The 20,279-nt window shown below is 64.6% G+C and carries 19 protein-coding genes and 1 tRNA gene; 11 read left to right on the forward strand and 9 right to left on the reverse strand.

The features are described 5' to 3' along the window. The first annotated feature begins 15 nt into the window (after window positions 1-15). The 5 genes from trpS (at window position 16) to ACFMO3_RS09295 (ending at window position 5,137) form a co-directional block, all read left to right on the forward strand. Window positions 16-1,056 carry a tryptophan--tRNA ligase gene (trpS, locus tag ACFMO3_RS09275; RefSeq protein ID WP_376790131.1) on the forward strand — a complete coding sequence of 347 codons (1,041 nt, stop codon included), beginning with the start codon at window positions 16-18 and terminating at the stop codon, window positions 1,054-1,056. 129 nt (window positions 1,057-1,185) lie between these two features. Then, complete coding sequence (locus tag ACFMO3_RS09280) at window positions 1,186-2,559, forward strand: TrpB-like pyridoxal phosphate-dependent enzyme (protein ID WP_376790132.1); 1,374 nt, start codon at window positions 1,186-1,188, stop codon at window positions 2,557-2,559. Window positions 2,560-3,252: 693 nt separating this feature from the next. Further along, window positions 3,253-4,275, forward strand: a complete 1,023-nt coding sequence (locus tag ACFMO3_RS09285; protein ID WP_376790133.1) for a D-2-hydroxyacid dehydrogenase — start codon at window positions 3,253-3,255, stop codon at window positions 4,273-4,275. 335 nt (window positions 4,276-4,610) lie between these two features. Continuing rightward, a complete protein-coding gene (locus tag ACFMO3_RS09290) occupies window positions 4,611-4,862 on the forward strand; it encodes a PRC-barrel domain-containing protein (RefSeq protein ID WP_376790134.1) in 252 nt (83 codons plus the stop codon). A 20-nt stretch (window positions 4,863-4,882) separates the two neighbouring features. After that, the gene (locus ACFMO3_RS09295; RefSeq protein WP_376790135.1) at window positions 4,883-5,137 is read left to right on the forward strand and encodes a hypothetical protein; all 255 of its coding nucleotides are present in this window, start codon (window positions 4,883-4,885) and stop codon (window positions 5,135-5,137) included. A gap of 124 nt (window positions 5,138-5,261) precedes the next feature. On the opposite strand, the gene ACFMO3_RS09300 is transcribed toward ACFMO3_RS09295, so the two are convergent. After that, window positions 5,262-5,336 (reverse strand) — tRNA-Pro (locus ACFMO3_RS09300). Window positions 5,337-5,566: 230 nt separating this feature from the next. On the opposite strand from ACFMO3_RS09300, the gene ACFMO3_RS09305 reads away from it, so the two are divergent. Continuing rightward, a complete protein-coding gene (locus tag ACFMO3_RS09305; RefSeq protein ID WP_376790136.1) occupies window positions 5,567-6,868 on the forward strand; it encodes a nitrate/sulfonate/bicarbonate ABC transporter ATP-binding protein in 1,302 nt (433 codons plus the stop codon). Between the two features lie 54 nt (window positions 6,869-6,922). On the opposite strand, the gene tkt is transcribed toward ACFMO3_RS09305, so the two are convergent. The 5 genes from tkt to ACFMO3_RS09330 all read right to left on the reverse strand — a co-directional run bounded on the left by tkt (window position 6,923) and on the right by ACFMO3_RS09330 (window position 11,275). Then, window positions 6,923-8,950: a transketolase gene (gene tkt / locus ACFMO3_RS09310; RefSeq protein WP_376790137.1), complete on the reverse strand. Its 2,028-nt coding sequence runs from the start codon at window positions 8,948-8,950 to the stop codon at window positions 6,923-6,925. Between the two features lie 75 nt (window positions 8,951-9,025). Next, window positions 9,026-9,175 carry a hypothetical protein gene (locus ACFMO3_RS09315; RefSeq protein ID WP_376790138.1) on the reverse strand — a complete coding sequence of 50 codons (150 nt, stop codon included), beginning with the start codon at window positions 9,173-9,175 and terminating at the stop codon, window positions 9,026-9,028. A gap of 66 nt (window positions 9,176-9,241) precedes the next feature. Further along, complete coding sequence (locus tag ACFMO3_RS09320) at window positions 9,242-9,538, reverse strand: anti-sigma factor family protein (protein ID WP_376790139.1); 297 nt, start codon at window positions 9,536-9,538, stop codon at window positions 9,242-9,244. A gap of 6 nt (window positions 9,539-9,544) precedes the next feature. Then, window positions 9,545-10,159: an RNA polymerase sigma factor gene (locus tag ACFMO3_RS09325; RefSeq protein WP_376790140.1), complete on the reverse strand. Its 615-nt coding sequence runs from the start codon at window positions 10,157-10,159 to the stop codon at window positions 9,545-9,547. Between the two features lie 45 nt (window positions 10,160-10,204). Continuing rightward, the gene (locus ACFMO3_RS09330; protein ID WP_376790141.1) at window positions 10,205-11,275 is read right to left on the reverse strand and encodes an LCP family protein; all 1,071 of its coding nucleotides are present in this window, start codon (window positions 11,273-11,275) and stop codon (window positions 10,205-10,207) included. 254 nt (window positions 11,276-11,529) lie between these two features. On the opposite strand from ACFMO3_RS09330, the gene ACFMO3_RS09335 reads away from it, so the two are divergent. From ACFMO3_RS09335 to ACFMO3_RS09345, 3 genes are read left to right on the forward strand one after another with little or no spacing between them, the layout of a single operon-like run. After that, a complete protein-coding gene (locus ACFMO3_RS09335; protein ID WP_376790142.1) occupies window positions 11,530-12,699 on the forward strand; it encodes a substrate-binding domain-containing protein in 1,170 nt (389 codons plus the stop codon). Window position 12,700: 1 nt separating this feature from the next. Beyond that, window positions 12,701-13,510: a molybdate ABC transporter substrate-binding protein gene (modA, locus tag ACFMO3_RS09340; RefSeq protein ID WP_376790143.1), complete on the forward strand. Its 810-nt coding sequence runs from the start codon at window positions 12,701-12,703 to the stop codon at window positions 13,508-13,510. 25 nt (window positions 13,511-13,535) lie between these two features. Continuing rightward, the gene (locus ACFMO3_RS09345) at window positions 13,536-14,387 is read left to right on the forward strand and encodes an ABC transporter permease (RefSeq protein ID WP_376790144.1); all 852 of its coding nucleotides are present in this window, start codon (window positions 13,536-13,538) and stop codon (window positions 14,385-14,387) included. A 35-nt stretch (window positions 14,388-14,422) separates the two neighbouring features. Here ACFMO3_RS09345 and ACFMO3_RS09350 read toward each other — a convergent pair whose 3' ends face one another. The 3 genes from ACFMO3_RS09350 to ACFMO3_RS09360 form a co-directional block, all read right to left on the reverse strand. Continuing rightward, entirely contained in the window at window positions 14,423-15,508 is a 1,086-nt protein-coding gene (locus ACFMO3_RS09350) for a Vms1/Ankzf1 family peptidyl-tRNA hydrolase (RefSeq protein WP_376790145.1), read from the reverse strand. A 148-nt stretch (window positions 15,509-15,656) separates the two neighbouring features. Beyond that, a complete protein-coding gene (locus tag ACFMO3_RS09355) occupies window positions 15,657-16,373 on the reverse strand; it encodes a DUF72 domain-containing protein (protein WP_376790146.1) in 717 nt (238 codons plus the stop codon). Between the two features lie 113 nt (window positions 16,374-16,486). Continuing rightward, window positions 16,487-17,548: an L-threonylcarbamoyladenylate synthase gene (locus ACFMO3_RS09360; protein ID WP_376790147.1), complete on the reverse strand. Its 1,062-nt coding sequence runs from the start codon at window positions 17,546-17,548 to the stop codon at window positions 16,487-16,489. A gap of 130 nt (window positions 17,549-17,678) precedes the next feature. On the opposite strand from ACFMO3_RS09360, the gene ACFMO3_RS09365 reads away from it, so the two are divergent. Together ACFMO3_RS09365 and ACFMO3_RS09370 are read left to right on the forward strand one after the other, a co-directional pair. After that, window positions 17,679-18,791, forward strand: coding sequence for a DUF711 family protein (locus tag ACFMO3_RS09365; RefSeq protein WP_376790148.1), 1,113 nt, complete (start codon window positions 17,679-17,681; stop codon window positions 18,789-18,791). A 17-nt stretch (window positions 18,792-18,808) separates the two neighbouring features. Further along, on the forward strand, window positions 18,809-20,242 hold the full coding sequence (locus tag ACFMO3_RS09370) for a DUF512 domain-containing protein (RefSeq protein ID WP_376790149.1): 1,434 nt from the start codon (window positions 18,809-18,811) through the stop codon (window positions 20,240-20,242). Window positions 20,243-20,279 lie beyond the last annotated feature (37 nt).

Consider the following 20,279-nt stretch of genomic DNA (forward strand, 5'->3'; position numbering starts at 1 on the left):
TTATAGGAGGTCGCTATGGCGAAAAAAAAGCGGGTGCTGACGGGCGATCGCCCAACGGGCCCATTGCACTTGGGCCACTATGTGGGGACGCTGGCCAACCGGGTGCGATTGCAGGATAAGTATGAAGTCTTCCTCCTGATCGCGGATTACCACGCCCTCACCACCAAACCGGAGAAGGCGGACATCCTCGCCGCCCGCGAATACATCCGGGAGATCGTGCTGGACTACCTGGCAGTGGGCATCGATCCGGAGAAGACCACGATTTACGTGCAGTCCGATGTGCCGGAGGTCTGCGAGCTGGCGCTGTTATTTTCCATGCTGGTCACCTTGCCACGCGTCGAGCGGATCCCTACTCTGAAGGATATGATCCGGGACCAGAAGATCGAGAACCCCTCCATGGGGCTTATGCTCTACCCCATCCTCCAGGCGGCGGATATCCTTCACGTCAAAGCGGAGATCGTCCCGGTGGGGAAAGACCAGGAGTCCCACGTTGAGCTCTGCCGGGAGATCGCCCGCCGGTTCAACAGCCTCTATGGGGAAGTCTTCCCCGAGCCGGAAGCCCTGATCGGAGATGTGCCCACCCTCCCGGGGATCGACGGGCGGGCCAAGATGAGCAAATCCCTGGGCAATGCGATCTTCCTCAGCGACCCGCCAGAGGAGGTCGCCCGCAAGGTGATGCAGATGTTCACGGATCCCATCCGGATCCGGCCGGATATCCCGGCGGATCCCGATGCGCCCCACAATGTGGTCTTCCGCTACCACGAGGCCTTCAATGATGACCAAGCGGAGGTGGAGGAGCTGAAAGCCCGCTACCGGCAGGGGAAAGTGGGAGACGTGGAGGTCAAGAAACGGTTGATCGCCGCCCTGGAGCGATTCCTGGCGCCGATCCGGGAGCGACGGGCTTATTACGCCGCGCGGCCGCATCTGATCGACGAGATCCTGGCCGCCGGCGCGGCAAAGGTCCGCCCCATCTCTCAGGCCACCCTGGCGGAGGCCCGAGAGGCCATGGGTCTCAGTGCCCGCCCCCTCGCAGAGCTGAAAGCCCGCTATCTATGAAAGGCGCGCGCCCGAGCGGACCTCTTGCTGGGAGTTGGGGGATAGAGCGGCCTATCGAGGGGAGCCGTCCCAGTCCCAGGGAATCTCTCTCACACAGGCTTGCCATCCTGTCCCAGGAGGAGATCACCCATGCGCGATCGAACTCGATTCCTGCTTTCCGAAGAGGACATCCCGAAGGCCTATTACAACATCCTGGCGGATCTCCCCTTTGAGCTGCCGCCGGTGCTCCATCCGGCCACGGGCCGGCCGATCGGGCCGGAGGATCTGGCCCCTCTTTTCCCGATGGCCCTGATCCAGCAAGAGGTCAGCCGGGAGCGGGAGATCGAGATTCCGGAGCCCGTCCGGGAGATCTACCGGCTTTACCGACCCACCCCTCTTATCCGGGCCCGCCGGTTGGAGCGCATGCTGGATACCCCCGCGCACATCTATTACAAGTATGAGGGGGTGAGCCCGGCCGGGAGCCACAAGCTCAACACCGCCCTGGCCCAGGCGTTCTACAACAAACAGGAGGGCGTGCAGGGCCTGACCACGGAAACCGGCGCCGGCCAGTGGGGCAGCGCCCTGGCCATGGCCTGCCGTTTCTTCGACCTGGAATGCACCGTCTTCATGGTCAAGATCAGTTACCAGCAGAAACCCTATCGCCGCATCCTGATGGAAACCTTCGGCGCCCGGGTGATCCCCAGCCCCAGCCCTGAGACCGCCGCCGGGCGCAAGGTGCTGGCCGAAAACCCCAATTCCCCCGGCTCCCTGGGGATCGCTATCAGCGAGGCGGTGGAGGCCGCGGCCACCAGCGGCGGGCGTCTGAAGTATAGCCTGGGCAGCGTCCTCAACCACGTTCTGCTGCATCAGACTGTGATCGGCCTGGAGGCGAAGAAGCAGATGGAGCTGGCCGGGGAATACCCGGATCTGGTGATCGGCTGCGTGGGCGGGGGGAGCAACTTCGCCGGGCTGGCGCTGCCGTTTATGCGGGACCGGCTGGTGGAAGGGCGACCCACGCGCTTTATCGCAGTCGAGCCCACGGCGGCTCCCAGCCTGACCAAAGGCGTCTATGCCTACGATTACGGGGATACGGTGCGCACCACCCCTCTGCTCAAGATGTACACGCTGGGCCATACCTTCACGCCGGCCCCCATCCACGCCGGAGGGCTCCGCTATCACGGCATGGCCCCTATCCTCTGCGCCCTGTATGAGAAAGGCCATCTGGAAGCTGTGGCATATCCTCAGACGAAAGTCTTCGAGGCCGCCGTGCTCTTCGCCCGGGCTGAAGGGATCATCCCTGCCCCCGAGTCCGCCCACGCCATCCGCGCAGTGATTGACGAGGCCCTGCGGGCGCGGGAGGAAGGCGTGGCCCATGTGATCTTGTTCAACCTGAGCGGACACGGGCACTTCGACTTAGCGGCTTACGATCAGTATCTGCGGGGGGAGCTTGCGGATTACGAATACCCCGCCGAGGAGGTGGCCCGCGCGCTGACCTCTCTCCCCTCCGTCAGCGTTGCGGCCTGAGATCGAGCTTCGAATCGCCCGGCGGCTCCATCCCCTCCGGGACCCCCACCGGAATCGGGAAGCGGACAGGCCATGGGGTTCTCCAACAGAACCCGAGACCCGCCCGTGTGAAACCGGAGCGCCTCGATTTCCACGGCCTGTGGAAAACCCGAAAGGTTCCCCCATATCTGGGAGGACATGCAGCCACGGACCGAGGATATAGGCCTATCCCTACCGGATCTCCTGGTCTGGAACTGGGGAAAACCGACGTGAAACCTGTGGAAAAGAAGGTCAGACTGGGGATAACTTGTCCCCAGGAGCAACCTACTTTCCCCACTTTCCACAGCTTTCTATACCGGTAACTCTTCCAATCCGCCAGATCTGGCGGGGGAAGCGTTTTCCACAATTTCCCTAAGTTTTCCACATCATCCTCGATTGAACTGGTTTTCCACAGCCGGCTTTTCGCGGAGATCCAGGGATCCCGACGGCCTTTGCCTAGATCTGGCGGAGGCCCCTTTGTTCCCAGCTATTCTTTGGGCCGGGGTAGGGCATCCGCTTGTGGAATTTCCACAATCCACAGCCTCTACGACGACGAATCTATAATGATGCGGATGGGAAACTCAGAGAGATAAGCCTCCCTAGAGGGCCGAGGGACTGCTTCGCTTCCTGGGCTGGGCTTGGAGAAGGAGATCCTATTTTTACGAGGAGGAACCTATGGAAGGGGAAGCGCGCCGGGTTCTGATCACCGCCCGATTCGATCCGGAGTGGGTGGCCCGCTGGCAGGCCCGCTGGCCGATACTGCGATTCGAGCTCCACCCAACGCGGCATCCAGAGAGGATCCCTCTGGAGATCTGGCGGGAGGTCGAGGTCCTCTACACGTTCAACACGCTTCCCATGCCGGAATGGGTGCCCCGTCTGCGATGGGTGCAATTACATTCCGCTGGCGCGGATCACGTGCTGGAGCACCCGCTCTTTCGAAGCGATGTGCTGTTCACCACGGTCAGCGGGGTACACGCTATCAATATAGCGGAATATGTCTTCGCCATGGTGCTGGCATGGTTCCATCGAATCCCTCGGATGCTGGAATGGCAGGCCCGCGCCGAGTGGCCCCCCGATCGGGAGCGCTGGCCCCTGTTCGTTCCCGAGGAACTTTGGGGAAAGACCATTGGCATCGTGGGCTATGGCAGCATCGGACGTCAGGTGGCACGCCTGGCGAAGGCGTTCGGCATGCGGGTGCTGGCCATGCAACGAGGAGAAGAGCGACGGGATCGAGGGTTCGTCTTCCCCGGAACCGGGGATCCGGAAGGGGTCCTGCCGGATCGCTATTACGCGCCCGCCGAGCTCCATGCCTTGCTGGCGGAGAGCGATGTGGTGGTGATCGCTGTCCCCCTGACGCCGGAGACCCGGGGGATGTTTGATGAAGCGGCCTTCCGGGTGATGAAGCGCAATGCCTTCCTGGTCAACATCGCCCGTGGCCCGATCTGCCAGGAGACGGCGCTGGTGCGGGCGCTCCAGGAGGGCTGGATCGCCGGGGCCGCGCTGGATGTGTTCGAGCAGGAACCCCTTCCCCCCGAGCACCCTCTCTGGCGCTTGCCCAATGTGCTGATCAGCCCCCACGTGGCGGGGTTCACACCCCATTATGATGCCCGGGCCGCGCAGATCTTCGAGGAAAACCTCGATCGCTATATGCGAGGCGAACCGCTATGGAATGTGGTGGATAAGATGCGGGGATATTAGCGTGGAATAAGCCCTTTTTATCTTCAGAGGCCATGCTCTTCTTATGGGAGGATCCCCCGAGGTAGGTAGGGCCACCTTTGGGCGGCCTCGCTCGCCTTCACAGTTTCCCGGCGCCGAATCCCTATATGTGGAGGATACTCATTCACAACCCCAATATATAGGGGTAACCGTGGGGGAATCGTTCACGAAAGCCTCACGAGACCTTCACCGAACGGCCACGAAGGCGGGCCTGGAGCGGCGTTAACATGCGATTGCCGGAGATGGGAGGTGGGGAGGGGATGAGGGGTGGCCCGTTGCTTCCTTGCGGGCGAACAGCGAAACCGGGAGGTTCAGGCATGACCGAATCCGCTCATGAGCTCGCCGGGAAATCGCTGATCTGTCCAGATGGCGTGCTCGGCACTGTGGCTGAGGTGCTGGTGGATCCGGAAACCGGGTGTCCCACCCATCTGGTCTGGCGGGAGCCGGTGATCCTTTATCAGGAGATCAGCATCCCGATCGCCTATATTGAGGGCGTGGATGGCGAGGGGATCCGCCTGCGGGTTCGCCGCGAAGAGATCGAGCGCCTGCCTCGCTTTGTATGGCGTTGATTTCCTGGGGAGAACGCAGCGTGTTGCTCGACGATCTGATCTTCCAGATCGTTAGCGGGTTGGAGGCAGCGGCCACGCCTCCCCCCACCCCAGTTCCCTCTCCCTATCAGGTGTTCATTCCGGCCGTGGGCGCGCCTTCCCCAGTCACCTCCGGGACGCCAGTGAGCCGGCTTCCTTTTTTGGAAAGCCCATGGCTCTATCTGGCTTTCGGCGTGCTGGTGGGCGCGTGGCTGGCGCTGCGCGCTCTGGAGCGCCGTGGGAAGAGGGGCCGGTGAATTCAATAAAAGGGGCTAAAGGAGGGAGCCAGAGGGAGAGGCCCGCTGGTCCTCTCGGAATCCAGCGGCGCAAGCCATCAAAACAAAAGCCGACGGGAGGGAAGAGCTCCTTCCGTCGGCGCTGTCGGGGCGGGCGGATTTGAACCGCCGACCTCGTGGTCCCGATCCACGCGCGCTAACCTGGCTGCGCCACGCCCCGTCCCTAATGAAGATTATATCTTCCTCGGATTTTCCTGGCAAGGATAGATGGCCTCCAACCCCCGGAATCCCTCAATGGGATAGCGTGTTTGACTTCCGTTCTTTCTTGCGTTCGCTCTCCTGAAGGGCACGGGCGGTTTAAGCGGGTTTAAAATGAATAAGGGGATTCACCTCCTGGGCTCTGCTGCTCCGGAGGAACGAGGGGATGGAGAATGCGGCGGGAGGTCTTCAATGGGCTGGACCGGGCCGCTGGTGGAAGTGCGCAATGTCTCCAAGATCTATGGGCGGCCGCCGCGACAAGTCGTGGCGGTGGAGCGGGTTTCGTTTGAGATCCGTCCGGGCGAGTTTGTGGCCCTGCTGGGCCCCTCTGGCTGTGGGAAATCCACCCTGCTGCGGATGATCACGGGCCTGGCCCAGCCCAGCGAGGGGGAGATTCGCTACCGGGGGCAACCGCTGCGGGGAGTCAATCCCCATGCGACCATTGTGTTCCAGACCTTTGCCCTCTATCCCTGGCTGACGGTTCTGGGCAACGTGGAGCTGGCCCTGAAGGCCCGCGGGGTGCCTCCGGCACAGCGTCGGGAGCGGGCCCTTCAGCTGATCGACCTGGTGGGCCTGGACGGTTTCGAGCATGCCTATCCCCGGGAGCTCTCCGGTGGGATGCGCCAGAAGGTGGGCTTCGCCCGGGCCCTGGCGGCCGAGCCGGAGCTGCTGTGCATGGATGAGCCGTTCTCCGCCTTGGATGTGCTGTCCGCAGAAGCCCTGCGGGGCGAGCTCATGGAACTCTGGCTCTCCAAACGTCTGCCGATCCAGGCCATCCTTCTGGTTACCCACAACATCGAGGAAGCGGTCTGGATGGCCGACCGCCTTATCCTGATGGATAAAGACCCTGGCCGGGTGATCGCCGAGCTGGAGGTTCGGCTGCCCCACCCTCGCCGTCGCAAGGATGCGTACTTTCAGTCTATGGTCGATCGGGTGTACGCGGTGATCGCCGGGCAGACGGAGGAACAAGTGCCCGGGAAACGACCAGGGGAGCCAGGCCGGGCGTATCGGATGCCGGAGGCGCGTATCAATGCGGTGGCGGGGTTGACCGAGAAGCTCCTGGAGGAAGGGGGGTGGGCGGATCTCTACCGCCTGGCGGAGGAGCTGCGTTACGAGCTGGATGATCTGCTGACGATCGTGGAAGCGGCTGAGCTGCTGGGGTTCGTGAAGGTGGCGGAGGGCGACATTATCCTCACGCCCCTGGGGGAAGCCTTCGCTGAAGCCAGCATCCTGGCCCGTAAGGAGATCGTAGCCGGGCGTATCCTCCGCCTTCCGATCATCCGCTGGATCTATGAAACCCTCCATTCGGACGATGATGGCCGGGTAAGCGCGGATTACTTCCGCGAACAGCTCCAGCTGGATTTCACCCCGGAGGAGGCGGAGCGGCAGCTGGAGATCGCCATTCACTGGGGCCGCTACGCGGAGCTCTTCGCCTACGATGAGGATTCCGATGAGCTGTTCCTGGAGGAGGTCCCGGCTCCGGCGATCGAGTGAGAAGGCGGACAGAGGCCGCTGACTTCCCATGGAGGGCTTCAAAGGGGCGTTCCTTTATCGCCCGATCAAACGTCCCGCCTCTTCGACGATCCGTTCCACCGTGAAGCCGAAGCGCCAATAAACCTCCGGGTAGGGCGCGGAGGCGCCGAAGCGCTCCAGCCCGATCACTGCGTCCGCATAGCGATACCATCCCCACGGGATCCCCGCCTCGATGGCCAGACGGGGAACGCCGGGGGGGAGCACAGTGCGCCGGTAGTCCTCAGGCTGGGCCTCGAAGAGTTCCCACGAGGGCATGCTGACCACCCGGGTCCGAATCCCCTGAGCCTCCAGTTGCTCCCGCGCCGCGATGGCCAGGGCCACCTCTGAGCCGGTGGCGATCAGGATCAGATCGGGCTTCCCATCCCGGGCCTCGGCCAGCACATAAGCGCCTCGCGCCAGCTCGGAAGCCGGGGCCAGCCCACGGCGATCGAAGATAGGGACTTTCTGCCGGGTGAGGATCAGGGCAATGGGTCCGTCGCGCCGGCGCAGAGCGACCTTCCAGGCCTCGGCCACCTCGTTGGCGTCGGCCGGCCGGATCACCCAGAGGTTCGGGATGGCCCGCAAGGCGGTCAGGTGTTCCACCGGCTGATGGGTAGGCCCATCTTCGCCTATGGCGATGCTGTCATGGGTGAAGACGTAGATCACCGGCTGACGCATCATCGCCGCCAGGCGGATGCTCGGCCGCATATAGTCGCTGAACACTAGGAAGGTACCGCCGTAAACCCGGAAGGGGCCATATAGGCTCATCCCGTTAAGGATGCTGCCCATGGCGTGCTCCCGCACGCCGAAGTGAATGTTCCGGCCGTCAAAGCGGCCGCGGCCAATGGCCGGGAATCCATGCAGGTAAGTCTGAGTGGATTCCATGAGATCCGCGCTGCCTCCTACCAGGTTCGGGATGACCTTCGCCAGGGCGTTCAGCACTTTCCCAGAGGCCGCGCGGGTGGCCATCCCATCAGAGGAAGGCGGGAAGGTGGGGATCGCCTCCTCCCAGCCCTCGGGCAGTTCCCCCCGCCACCAGCGCTCCCATTCCGCGGCAAGCTCCGGGTAGGCGGCGGCATATCCCTCCCATCGGGCCCGCCACTCCGCTTCCCATTGTGCCCCTTCCTCTATAAGCCTCCGCATATGGGCATAAACGGCTTCCGGGACGTAGAAGGGAGGCTCCACGGGCCATCCCAGGCGCTCTTTGGTGCGGCGCACCTCATCGGCCCCTAGGGGCGCGCCGTGCGCTTCCGCCCGATCTTGCTTATTCGGGCTTCCATAAGCGATATGGGTGTGGCAGATCAGCAGGGAGGGCCGGTCCTCCACCTGCTGGGCCTCCGCCAAGGCCTGGGCCACTGCCACGCGGTCATGGCCATCGAGGTCCAGCACATGCCAGCCGTAGGCCCGAAAGCGACCCGCCACATCCTCTGTAAAGGCGAGGTCCGTGGGGCCATCGATGGAAACGTCGTTGTCGTCGTAGAGGACGATCAGTCGCCCCAATCCCCAGTGGCCAGCCAGGGAGGCGGCTTCGTGGGAGATGCCCTCCATCAGATCACCATCGGAGGCGATGACATAGACGAAGTGATCTACGATAGGAAACCCTGGACGGTTGAAGCGTTCGGCCAGGAGACGGGCCGCCAGAGCCATCCCCACAGCGTTGGCAAACCCCTGGCCCAGCGGCCCGGTAGTGGTCTCCACCCCTCGGTGGGGATCATATTCGGGGTGACCCGGTGTGGCGCTGCCCCACTGGCGGAACCGCTGGATCTCTTCCATCGGCATATCGTAGCCGGAAAGATGAAGGAGGGCGTAAAGCAGCATCGAGCCATGTCCGGCGGAGAGAACCAGGCGATCCCGGTTAGGCCAGAGGGGATTGCGGGGATTGTGGCGCATCACGTAGCGCCATAGCACATAGGCCGCGTCGGCCATCCCCATGGGCATCCCGGGATGGCCTGAGCGGGCCTGCTCCACCGCGTCCATGACCAGGGCGCGGATGGCGTTCACGCACAACTGATCCAGTTCAGGGTTCAGGGTGGGAAGCCTCGCTGCTCCTTCCGGGATGATCATCTGCGGCCTCGCTGTATTTTTTGTGGAACTCGGCGCGTTCCAGGCGCTTCTGGAAGCCAGCCATTCGGGTTTCGGTTAATACCGGAGGGGCGGGGCGCGGATCACCTCCCCCCACCGGGCCAGGAGGTCGAGCGGTCGCGCGACGAGCTGGAGGCCCTCCAGGCCCGCGAGGAGATGCGGGATCCGCACCTCCGCCTGCGTGCGCCAGAGATCCAGCCGCCGCATCGCTCTCACCCCCCTGGCCGGCCCGGGATTCGTCGATGGGCACGGCCACTGTATAGTTTAAGCAGGCTATGTGAACATTTCGTTAACACCCCGTTCCGATCCCTCGGATCCGGATGCTGGCCCAAGCAGGTCCTCCAGTCCCAGTGTGCGGAACAGGCGCTCCCGGGCTTCCTCCGGCATCGAGATCCGGCCATACCGACGGTAGAGCTCGATGGTTCGCCGCGTCGTGTTGAAAACCACGTGGCACTCCGGGCATTCCGTCAGATGTTGCTCCAGCTCCCGGCAAAGATGCTCGGCGAGCTCCCCGTCCAGATAGAGAGAGATCCGGCCCAACCATCCCTCACAGCGTTTTGATCGGGGCATCCCGGGTTACCTCCCCATGCGCTCTTCGGCGAAATATCGCGAAAGCCGTTCGCGCAGCTGCAATCGGGCGCGATGCAGGCGGGCCTTCACCGCATCAGTGGAAATCCCCATGATCTGCGCCACCTCTTCCGTCGATAAGCCCTCCACTTCCCGCAACAGAAACACAGTCCGCAAGCTCGCCGGCAGGCTGCGGATAGCTTCGTCCAGCACCGATCGGAGCTCTGCGCGGAGCAGCTCCTCCTCGGGCAGGCAGCACCAGTCGAAGAGCTCCCGGGGGATCTCCTCGTCGCCCTCCAGAACGAGCGGCTGATCGATGGAGATCGTTTCGGGCTCTTTCCGGCGCAAGCGCATCAAGGCCAGGTTGTAGGCGATCCGGTAGAGCCAGGTGCACAACCGGGCTTCCCCACGGAAGTCCTTGAGATGTTGAAAAGCCTGGAGGAACGTCTCCTGAAGGATATCCTCCGCTTCCTCCCGGCTGCCCAGCAGCCGATACGCGACGTGATAGATCGTGTCTCCGCACCGCTCGATCGCCGCTGCGAACGCCTGATGGTCTCCCCGCCGTAAGGCGTCGAGCCAATCCGCCTCCGAGAGTTCTCCCTTCATCCGTCGGGCTATCGGCATGGCTCAAACCTCTCCCGGGTTTGAACAGTTGCCGGTCCGGGCGCGTTATCGTTCCCAGTTGAACGCCTCGATCAGCGTCGCCAGCGCCTGCCGGTTGGGGATCAGAACGGCGGCCCCATTGGGGGTCTGCCAAGGGCGGACCATGGAGGGCTCTACGGCCAGCAGGCGGATGCGTTCCTCCGGCACCCCGCGGGCGAACTGAGCGATGGCTAGCATCTCCGGGATGGTGAGATCCGTTTGCACCGAGTCCCCAAGGGTCCGGAGGATCTCCGGGATCTGGGGCAGGGCCTGAAGGGAGAGGACCTTCGCTCGCAGGGCCATCAGCACCTGTTGCTGCCGCTTCAGCCGCCCGAAATCGCTGTCCGCATGCCGGGTCCGCACATACTTTAACGCCAGCTCCCCATCCATGTGGAGACGCCCGGCCGGGATCACCAAGCGCTCCGTGCGGTAGTCATCGGTGGGGTAGGCGTTGTCCACGATGGTGCGGGGGACGTCCACATCGATCCCGCCCACCAGGTCGATGATCCGCTTGAAGCCGTTGAAATCCAGGAGGATATAGCGGTGCACCGGGACGCCGAAATTGTAGGCCACTGTCCCCTTGGCCAGCTCCCCGCATCCGCCGAGATGGTAATAATCGCCGTAGAAACACGCCGTGTTGATCCGGCTCTGAGATATCCCGCGCTCCTCCAACCCTGGGATGGGCACGTAGAGATCCCGGGGGATGGAGAGCACCGAGATCGTGTTGCTGATGGGATCCAGGCCGATGAGCATGATCCCATCGGAACGGACCGGGATGTCCTGCTCATCGGGCCGGCGATCCACCCCCAGCACCAGGAGATTCAGCCGGCCAGGGACAGGCCATGCGGGCGCCGGGTTGAGCCACTCGATCGGGTTGAGCATCCGCCCCACCTCCGAGATAGGCGGCAGGCCCAGGGGACCGCCTCCAGATCCTCCCCCACTGGCCATCGCCCGCCAGCGCTGGGCGCGCGCGGCCATCACCACCGCGATCCCCAGCCAGGTGGAAAGCAGCGTGGAGGCCAGCAGGATGGCGATGAAGAGCCGATAATACCGCCCGCTGGAGGTCGGGCGGGAAGCGGTCGACGCCACGGACTTCACCGTGTTCCTCCCGTTGCAGATTTCAATCCGCCGCCGGAGGGCTTTCCCATCGTTTCGTTCCTCCAAGCCTTCCGGGACCAATCCCTTATTGTAATCCACCTGCCGCTCCTCCATCGCAACGAAGAAGGATCGCGGGGCGAGAGGGCATGGCCGATGTGCCCCCTGTTTTGTTAATGATATTTGACGTTATGTTAAAAATCATATAAAATGAAAATGGCCGCCTGGATCCGCAGCTCGTTCCGATGGGGGAGGTGATGGGACGACGGGTGGAGCTGGAGGGATGGGAGAGCCGGGTGCGGGAGATCCGGCAGCACCGCGGGTTGAGCCAGGCCGAGCTGGCCCGGCGGTCGGGGTTGAGCCGGCAGGCCCTCAGCGCCATCGAGGCGGGCCGGTATCTCCCCAATGTGGCGGTGGCGCTTCGTTTGGCACAGGTTCTCTCCTGCCGTGTGGAAGATCTGTTCCCTGTTCGGGCTCCCTCTCGGTTGCTGGAGGCGGAGTGGCCTCTGCGGGCGGGCCTGATCCAACCGGGCGCGCTTCGGGTGTGCCTCGGCCGGGTGGGCGGGCGCTGGATCGCCTGGCCGTTGCACGAGATGTGGGGTTTCCATATCGCGGCGGATGGCCGGGTGGTGGAGGGCGGGCGCCCCGGCCGAGTTCAGGTTGCCCTGCTGATCCCCCCCTCGATGTTAGAGCGGACGCTGTTCATCGGGGGGTGCAATCCGGCCCTGGCCCTGCTGGCCGCCCACTTGGAAGAGCGTTTCCCGGCGTATCGACTGCGCTGGATCCCGATGAACAGCCGGTCTGCCCTGCAGGCCCTGGCTCGGGGGGAGCTCCACATCGCCGGCACTCATCTCTGGGATCCGGTGCGTGGAGAGGACAATCTCCCGGCGGTCCGCCGGGCACTGGCCGGGCGTCCGGTGGCGGTCTTCGCGATGGCCCGCTGGGTGGAGGGGGTGATGTTGCCTCCGGGAAACCCCGGGCGGATCCGGCGTCTACAGGATCTGACCCGGCCAGACCTGCGGATCATCGGGCGGGAAGGCGGCGCGGGCAGCCAGCGGGTGTTGGTGTGGCAGCTTCGTCGGGAAGGCATCCCGGCCTCCGCCCTCCCTGGGTTGCGATGGCAGGCCCGGGATCATCTGACGGTAGCCGCAGCCCTGGCCGCCCGCATGGCCGACGCCGGGCCGGGGGTGCTTCCGGTCGCCCGCGCCTTTGGCTTAGCGTTCCTTCCCCTGGCGGAATCCCGGTACGATCTGGTGATCCCGGAGGAGCTGCTGGGCACTCCCGAGGTGGAGGCATTTCTAGAGGTATTGAGCAGCCGCCGCTTTCGGGAGGAGCTGGAGGCCATCGGCGGCTTTGATCCGCGCCCTGCCGGGACGCTGGTGGCCCGTCTGAGCCGCCTATACACCCGCTCCAAAGGAGGTAAATGAAATGCGCCGCCTGGGAATGACTCTGTGGGTTGTGTGGATCCTGGGAGCATGCGCGGGGAAAGGCCTCTCCTCTCCTCCGACAGGCGCTCCATCGCTGGAAGGGGAGCTGATCGTGTTTGCCGCCGCCTCCTTGACGGATCCCTTCCAGGAACTGGCCGCGCTTTTCCAGCAGCAGCACCCCGGGACGAAGGTTACCTTCAACTTCGGCGCCTCCTCCGCGCTGAGAACCCAGATCCTGCAGGGTGCCCCCGCGGATCTTTTCGCTTCGGCCGATGAAAAAAACATGGAAGAAGTGGCGCGGGCCGGCCGGGTGGCGGAGGGCCCATGGATCTTCGCCACCAACCGTTTGGTGATCGTGACGCCAGCCTCAAATCCCGGTCGTATCACTAGCCTCGTGGACTTGGCGCGTCCTGGTCTCCGTCTAGCCATACCGAGTCCAGAGGTCCCCATCGGAGCCTATGCTCGGGAGGTGCTGGCCCGCGCCTCCCAGGATCCAGCCTACGGGTCGGATTTCGCCGAGCGGGTGCTTCGGAACGTGGCCTCTGCGGAGCCCAATGTCAAAGCCGCCCTCTCCCGCGTGGCCCTGGGGGAGGCGGACGCGGCCTTCGTTTACCGCACCGATGTCACGTCAGCCTATCGGGAAAAAGTGCAAGTGGTGGAGATCCCGGATGCGCTGAACGTGATCGCCCGCTATCCGATCGCCCTTTTGAAGGGGGCGCCTCATCCTAAGGCCGGAGGTCTTTTTGTGGAGCTGCTGCGCTCCCCTCAAGGCCAGGAGATCATGCGGCGCTGGGGATTCGGCCCTCCGTAGACGAAGCCAACCTGGAGAGGCGGCTATGGTATGGCCTCATCGTATCCCGTTTGTGCGCCCTGGTGTGGGGAGGCCGGGGATCCGCCCGGCCTCCGCTTTCTGGTGGTGGGTGGGAAGCCTTCCTCTGGCGCTGTTCCTGAGCAGCCCCCTGCTGATCATGGCGCTTTATCTCCTGCGGGAATCTCCCTGGCATGCTGCTGCCTCCGATCTGGTCCGCCAGGCCCTTGTTCTCACGGTGAAGACCAGCGCGGGGAGCACGCTGCTCGCCATCGGGGCTGGGACCCCGCTGGCGTATCTGCTGGCCCGACGGCGGTTCCCGGGCAAAGCCTTGCTGGAAGTTCTGGTGGAGCTGCCCGTGGTCATCCCGCCGACGGCAGCCGGGGTGTTGCTGCTGCTGACCTTCGGGCGGAGGGGGGCGCTGGGCCCGCTCCTGGAAGGGATGGGGATCACGCTTCCGTTCACCCCGGCTGGGGTGGTGGTCGCTCAGCTGTTCATCTCGACCCCTTTCTACATCCGGGGGGCGCGCTTGGGGTTTATGATGGTGCCGCGGGAGTTAGAGGAGGCCGCTGCCGTTGACGGAGCCTCCACCCTGCAGATCCTGCGGCAGGTGACGTTGCCCCTAGCCTTTCCAGGGCTGTTCTCCGGGTTGCTGCTCTGCTGGGCTCGAGCGGTGGGCGAGTTCGGAGCCACCTACCTGTTCGCCGGGAACATGCCAGGGCACACCCAGACCATGCCCCTCGCCATCCTGACCGCGATGGAGCGCGATCTGGGGGTGGCCCTTCTGCTGACGGGGATGCTCACATTGTTCGCCTTCGGTATCCTCCTCAGCGCCTGGCTGCTGCTGGGAAGCCGGGAGGATATCCTGCCTGCCCTGTAGCGGAAACGCCCTGGGGCCCTGGTCGGGCGTTCCCCTCAATACCGCAACAGGGCGGCTGTCCCCAATTCCTGGAGCCGGGGGTGGCCTTCAATGATCTCCACCTGGCCGCCGTTCTCCAGCACGGTGGCGATCATCCAGTCCACGGCGTCGGGCAAGGTTTCGAAGGCCGCGCCGCAGAACGGACAGGCCGTGCGAGGCGCGGTGGTCAGAAACCCGCAGCCGGCGCACCGGTAGGCGGGAGCATGGAAGCCGTCTGCCACCAGCAGCACTTGCACCTGCCCTTCTGCTGCGGCCCGCAGGGTATCCTCCAGATTGATCACGCCGTTGCCGCCTTTGGCTGCTGCCGTGATCGCCGCGTCCACCTGTGCGAACTCCCGGCGGCGCTCGACCTGCTGGAGGATCCGCAGGGCAGCCTCCAGAATCTCCCCCTCATCCGAGGTGCGATCCCCGGGGATCGTCCCCGCGATCCGCTCGCCCCAGGGGCGAGGGAGGAGCTCCTGGAACTCGACAACGGTGGGGTCGGCGCCGCCGAGGAGCAGGTAGCGAGGTTGATGACGTTCGCAGAAGCTCACCGTCAGCTCGGCGGCCTCTTTCAGATTGCGGTAGGCGACTTCATCTTCGTGACGCTGAAGTTTCTCAGCGCCCCATCCCCCCTGTTTGTGGCGCTTGATCGGCTCCCCGCGCAGTTCCAGCGTCTCCTGCAGCTCCCCCATCTGGTAAAACAGCAGGCGGACACGGGTCTTATCAACCAGCGCGACCAGGAAGCGCCCGTAGGCATCCCATAGCTTGGCCAACGGGAACACATAAGGCTTCCGGCCAGCGAAGACGAGGTTCGGGGTGGGCACGGCCAATGAGAACACCCGCCAAAGCCCCAGGCTATGGGAGGAGAAGATGGCCAGTCCCCGCCCGGATCCATCATATTCCAGCTCCACGAAACGCTGGACGGCCTCGCGATCCGCCCGGGGGACCTGATCTTCCACACGCTCCAACAGATGGCGCAGATTCAACCGGTAATGATCCTTGGTTTGACGGCGGGGATCCACATCAAGATAAAGGCTGAGGATGGGGGCCTGAGGGCTTTCCAGCGCGGCCAACTCCCGCAGATCCCACTCGCTCAGCATGAGCACCTCCCAAGCGGTATTCTCCCTGCGACCCAGCAGGCCACGGGGAAAGCAGGGCGCGATCTCGCCCCATCCACGAAATTCTTTGACCGGATCCGGGAGGCGGGATGGCCCCGGAAGTCCCCAAGGAGATCCAGCCGTTCCTCTTCTATTTTAACCTTTCCACCAGCTGTCGGAACCGTAGCGCATCCTCCCACATGGACACGTTATTGAACAGCACGAAGACCTCGTGGAATCCCTGACATCGGTTCCAGAGCTCCTCCAGATCGGCATCCGTGTAACGGTAGGCATATCCGGTCCGCCCGTGGAGGCGAAAATAGGCGATCTCGTGGGTGACAGGAGGACGGGCGAAGGGATCCACGGCGTGGATCAATCCGTAGCGCTCGCAGATCCGCTGGATCACCGGGTCCGGCCAATCCCCCCGGGGTTCCCAGGCGATCCGAAAGGGAACCTCTCCCATGCCCTCCAGAAACGCTTCGAGATTTCGGAGATGTTCCGGGGTGGGCGTGAAGGAGGGCGGGCACTGGAGCACCACCACCGTCGCCATTAGGGCCTTTGCGGCCTCGACCGTGGCGGCCCATCCCCGCTTCACCACCGGGGTCGCCTGGAACCAGCCGGCCATCGGGCGCTCTTGCGGAGCCAGGGGACGTCGGAGCCGACGATAGGTGGGGCTGCTGGCCGGGTGGGTGATGAGCTGCCAGGCCTTCATCGTGAAGATGAAAGCGCGGCCTGCTTCCTCTCGCCAGCGTCGGAGGGTCTTCGGCTGCGGGGGGTCGTAAAAGGTCTGCTGGACCTCCACCACTGGAAAGGTCTGGAAGTAAATGGACCGCGCTTTCGGGAATCCACAGCAGCCGATATGCCACATCCCGGTGTCTGTTCTATCTGAAGGGACTACGCCGCTGGCCTCCTCCCGTGGAGGTTGAGGGCCACGGACGGGTCTGGCCCCAAAGCTCCTGGGAAAGCCGGCCGCGACGTGCCTTACGGCGAATCTTGCGAATCTTCCGCGCGCATCACCCGGCCACCGGCGGCCCGGACCAGCCGATCCCGGATGGCCAGGCCCAGTCCCTGGGTTCCGAAATCCCGCGCGAGGATCAGATCTAGCCCCCGGGCATCCAAATCCCGTATGGCGGGATACAGCCGCCGGGCGATCCCTGCCAGATCCCGCTCCGATCCCAGCACCGCGATCTCCACGGGCAGGTCCGCCACTGCTGGCCCATCCTCCTCCGCGATCAGCAAACCCACCCGATAGCCCTCTTGAAGATACCGGGTGGCCAGCTCCCGGAGGCGCAGGCGGATCCAGTTCCCCGGCCCGATCAGAACTACCATCTCCGCCCGGGGCGCATAATGTTTAGGAAGCATCCCGGGGGCCGGCGCCGGGCCGGCCACTGAGCGATCGAACACCGCCACCGGCCCGAGGGTTTCCTCCAGGTCCTCTCGGGGAAGCCCTCCCGGCCGCAGGATGGTGGGAACGGGTCGGGTGAGATCGACGACCGTGGATTCCACCCCGATGGGAGCAGGCCCGGCATCCAGGATCATGTGGATCCGCCCTTCCAGATCCTCAAGCACATGCTGGGCGGTGGTCGGGCTGGTGTGGCCGAACCGGTTGGCGCTGGGCGCGGCAATGGGCACTTCCGCGGCGCGGATCAGGGCCAGGGCGACCGGATGGGCTGGCATCCGGATCGCCACGGTCGGCAGCCCCGCGGTGGCGAGATCGGGAACCGTGGGTCGCTTCGGCAGGACCATCGTCAGGGGGCCCGGCCAGAAGCGCCGGGCCAGGGTCCATGCCGCCGGGGGGATTTCCCGCGCCAGCAGGGGCAATGCCTCCAGATCGGCGATGTGCAGGATCACCGGGTCCGTGGCGGGCCGTCCTTTTGCCTCAAACAGACGCGCCAGGGCGATCGGGTCCAGGCCGTTTGCGCCCAGCCCGTAGACGGTCTCGGTGGGAAAAGCCACCAGCCCCCCCCGCCGCAGGATCTCCGCCGCCCGGGCGATGACCTCTGGATCGGGATGCTGGGGATCCACGGGAACAACCTGGGTCATGGAAACCCTTCGCCTCCGGCCCTGATTGGAGACCCGCCGTGCAGGCCCTATCCGGTTTGAAGTTTGAAGGAGATGGGAAGGAAGCGCAAAATGAAGCGTGGCGGGCACCTCACCTGGGAGCGAGGGATCCATGCGCATCCGCGCTGTGACGGTTTTCGTTGCGTGGGACCCGCAGGAGCTGGCGCGGGCGGGAGCCCTGGCGCAGGCTGCGCGCGAGGCCCTCACCCGCGCCGGTTACGAAGTCCAGACGATGCGCCTGGCGTTGCCGCCCCTGGAGGATTCCATGAAAGCGGCGGATTTCCTCCGCCAGGCCCGGGAGTGGGAGGCGATGGCGCGGGAGGCCGGGTTCGATTACCTGAGCCTGGGCCCCCTGGGATCGCTGGCGTCGGAGATCCCTCGACTGTTCGCCGAGACGGAGCGGACCTTCGCCGCCATCCGGCTGGCGGATCGCGATGCCGTATGGGTGGCGGCGCGGATCATTCGCGAGAACGCCGCGGTAGCTCCCGATGGGTTCGCCAACCTCCGGTTCGCCGCGCTGGCGGGCGTCCCTCCCCTGTGTCCGTTCTTCCCGGCGGCTTATCACGACGGCGGGCCGTTGGCCATTGCCCTGGCGACCGAGGCGGCGGATCTGGCCGTGGAAACCGCCCGCGCCGCCCGGGATCCGGGGGCGGCCCAGGCCATGCTGCAGGCTCAGGTGGAAGCGAGCGGCCGCTATCTGGCCCATCTCCTCCGCTCCGTTGCCTCCGCTTTCTCCGCCCGCTTCGCGGGGATCGATTTCTCCCTGGCCCCTTTTCCGGAGCCGGAGCGCAGCATCGGGGCTGCTATCGAGCTCCTCAGCGGGGTTCCTTTCGGCGAAAGTGGAACCCTGACCGCTGTGGCCGGGTTGGCGGCAGCGCTGCAGGGGGCGGATTTCCCACGGATCGGTTTCTGTGGAATCATGCTACCGGTTCTCGAGGATGTGATCCTGGCCCGGCGGGCGGCGGAGCAGCGTTTCCGGCTGGAGGATCTGCTGCTTTATTCCGCGGTATGCGGGACCGGACTGGATACCCTTCCCTTACCTGGATCCGTTCCGGAGGAGAAGTTGGCGCGAGTGTTGGAAGACCTGCGTGCGCTCAGCGTTCGTTTGGGTAAGCCCCTGACCGCTCGACTGATGCCCATCCCGGGCCGGGAGCCAGGGGATCCCGTCCGCTTCGATTTCGCCTATCTCGCGCCCTCGGCGGTGATGCGGATTGAATCGACATGACGAGGAACGGCAGCTGAATGTCTTCTGCCCTCTTTGTCCCACCGGAGTTCTGCATTCCGGACCGGCCGCGGGTGCAGGAGCTGGCCGGCCGCATCGTTCACGTGGACCCTGACAGCTGGGGCGCTCGCGTCGGGATCCAAGCGGGGGATCTTTTGCTGCGTGTCAACGGGCGCCCCGTGGAAGATGTGATCGATGTTCACTTCTATGCCGCTGAGGATTTCGTCGCCGTCGAGATCCTGCGGGATGGGAGGCGACATGTCCTCAGTGGGCCCCGGGCGGAGGGAGAGCCTCTGGGGCTAACCTTCGCGCATCCGACCTTTGACATCGACATCCGACGGTGCAACAACCTCTGCACCTTCTGTTTCGTGCTCCAGACGCCGAAGGGCATGCGCCGCACCCTTTACATCAAGGACGATGATTATCGCTACTCCTTCCTGTATGGGCACTTCGTCACTCTCACCAATCTCACGGCCCGCGACTGGCAGCGCATCGTGGAGCAGCGCTTATCCCCCCTTTACATCTCCGTCCATGCCACGGATCCAGAGGTCCGGCGGCGGGTGTTACGGAATCCCCGCGCCCCCGACATTATGGCCCAGCTACGCTGGCTGGCGGATCACGGCATCGAAATGCACACCCAGATCGTGGTCACGCCGGGCCTGAATGATGGGGAGCATCTGGAGCGCAGCGTGTTCGATTTGGCGACCCTCTGGCCTCAGGTGCGCTCTGTTAGCGTGGTCCCTGTGGGGGTGACCCGCTTCCAGCGTTACGGTGTGCGCCCCCATACGGTGGAGGAAGCCCGTCGGGTGCTGCGCGCGGTGCATGCCTGGCAGCGGATCTTCCGCCGCCACCTAAGGGTTCGCTTCGTCTACGCCACCGACGAATGGTATCTCCTCACCGGGCGGCCGGTTCCCTCGAAGGCGGCTTACGATGGGCTCCGGCTTCAGGAGAACGGCCTGGGGATGGTGCGGGATTTCCTGGAGGACTACCGGCGGGTGAAACGGATCCTGCGCCGGCGGAAGATCGAGGGTCTTGCCGGACGTCGGGCGACCCTGGCGACCGGCACCCTGTTTGCGCCGGTTCTGGCCCGGGCCGCCAGGGATTTCAGCGCCCGCACCGGGGCGGCTCTGGAAGTGATCCCGATTGTGAACACGCGGTTAGGGGAAACGATCACCGTGGCGGGCCTGCTGATGGCGGAGGACGTCATCGCCCAGCTCGCCGCCCGGCCGATCGGGGATCTGGTGATCCTGCCCCGTATCATGTTCGATCATCCAGCAGGGGTCTCCCTGGATGATCGCACGCCCCTGGATATTGCTCGCGCGCTTGGCCGCCCGATCGCCTTGGCAGATACCATGGGTGACGTCCTGGAGGCCCTGGAAGGGCGTGCCCGTCGTGTCTTCCACCCTGATCCGGAGGGCATTCCCGTGCCAGCCGGGCCGGCACGATCCCGGTAGTCTTAGGAAGGTGGCCTTTGGTGAGGCTGAGATACAT

The sequence above is a fragment of the Thermoflexus sp. genome (genome assembly GCF_042408815.1).
GTDB lineage: Bacteria > Chloroflexota > Anaerolineae > Thermoflexales > Thermoflexaceae > Thermoflexus.

Coding starts and splice junctions, on each gene's coding strand:
- ACFMO3_RS09315 (WP_376790138.1), bottom strand. CDS start 9,175: ATGCGGCGGCTGGATCTCTGGCGCACGCAGGCGGAGGTGCGGATCCCG.
- ACFMO3_RS09360 (WP_376790147.1), bottom strand. CDS start 17,548: ATGACCCAGGTTGTTCCCGTGGATCCCCAGCATCCCGATCCAGAGGTC.
- ACFMO3_RS09355 (WP_376790146.1), bottom strand. CDS start 16,373: ATGTGGCATATCGGCTGCTGTGGATTCCCGAAAGCGCGGTCCATTTAC.
- ACFMO3_RS09285 (WP_376790133.1), top strand. CDS start 3,253: ATGGAAGGGGAAGCGCGCCGGGTTCTGATCACCGCCCGATTCGATCCG.
- ACFMO3_RS09325 (WP_376790140.1), bottom strand. CDS start 10,159: ATGCCGATAGCCCGACGGATGAAGGGAGAACTCTCGGAGGCGGATTGG.
- ACFMO3_RS09320 (WP_376790139.1), bottom strand. CDS start 9,538: ATGCCCCGATCAAAACGCTGTGAGGGATGGTTGGGCCGGATCTCTCTC.
- ACFMO3_RS09365 (WP_376790148.1), top strand. CDS start 17,679: ATGCGCATCCGCGCTGTGACGGTTTTCGTTGCGTGGGACCCGCAGGAG.
- ACFMO3_RS09305 (WP_376790136.1), top strand. CDS start 5,567: ATGGGCTGGACCGGGCCGCTGGTGGAAGTGCGCAATGTCTCCAAGATC.
- trpS (WP_376790131.1), top strand. CDS start 16: ATGGCGAAAAAAAAGCGGGTGCTGACGGGCGATCGCCCAACGGGCCCA.
- ACFMO3_RS09370 (WP_376790149.1), top strand. CDS start 18,809: ATGTCTTCTGCCCTCTTTGTCCCACCGGAGTTCTGCATTCCGGACCGG.
- ACFMO3_RS09350 (WP_376790145.1), bottom strand. CDS start 15,508: ATGCTGAGCGAGTGGGATCTGCGGGAGTTGGCCGCGCTGGAAAGCCCT.
- modA (WP_376790143.1), top strand. CDS start 12,701: ATGCGCCGCCTGGGAATGACTCTGTGGGTTGTGTGGATCCTGGGAGCA.
- ACFMO3_RS09345 (WP_376790144.1), top strand. CDS start 13,536: ATGGTATGGCCTCATCGTATCCCGTTTGTGCGCCCTGGTGTGGGGAGG.
- tkt (WP_376790137.1), bottom strand. CDS start 8,950: ATGATCATCCCGGAAGGAGCAGCGAGGCTTCCCACCCTGAACCCTGAA.
- ACFMO3_RS09335 (WP_376790142.1), top strand. CDS start 11,530: ATGGGACGACGGGTGGAGCTGGAGGGATGGGAGAGCCGGGTGCGGGAG.
- ACFMO3_RS09280 (WP_376790132.1), top strand. CDS start 1,186: ATGCGCGATCGAACTCGATTCCTGCTTTCCGAAGAGGACATCCCGAAG.
- ACFMO3_RS09290 (WP_376790134.1), top strand. CDS start 4,611: ATGACCGAATCCGCTCATGAGCTCGCCGGGAAATCGCTGATCTGTCCA.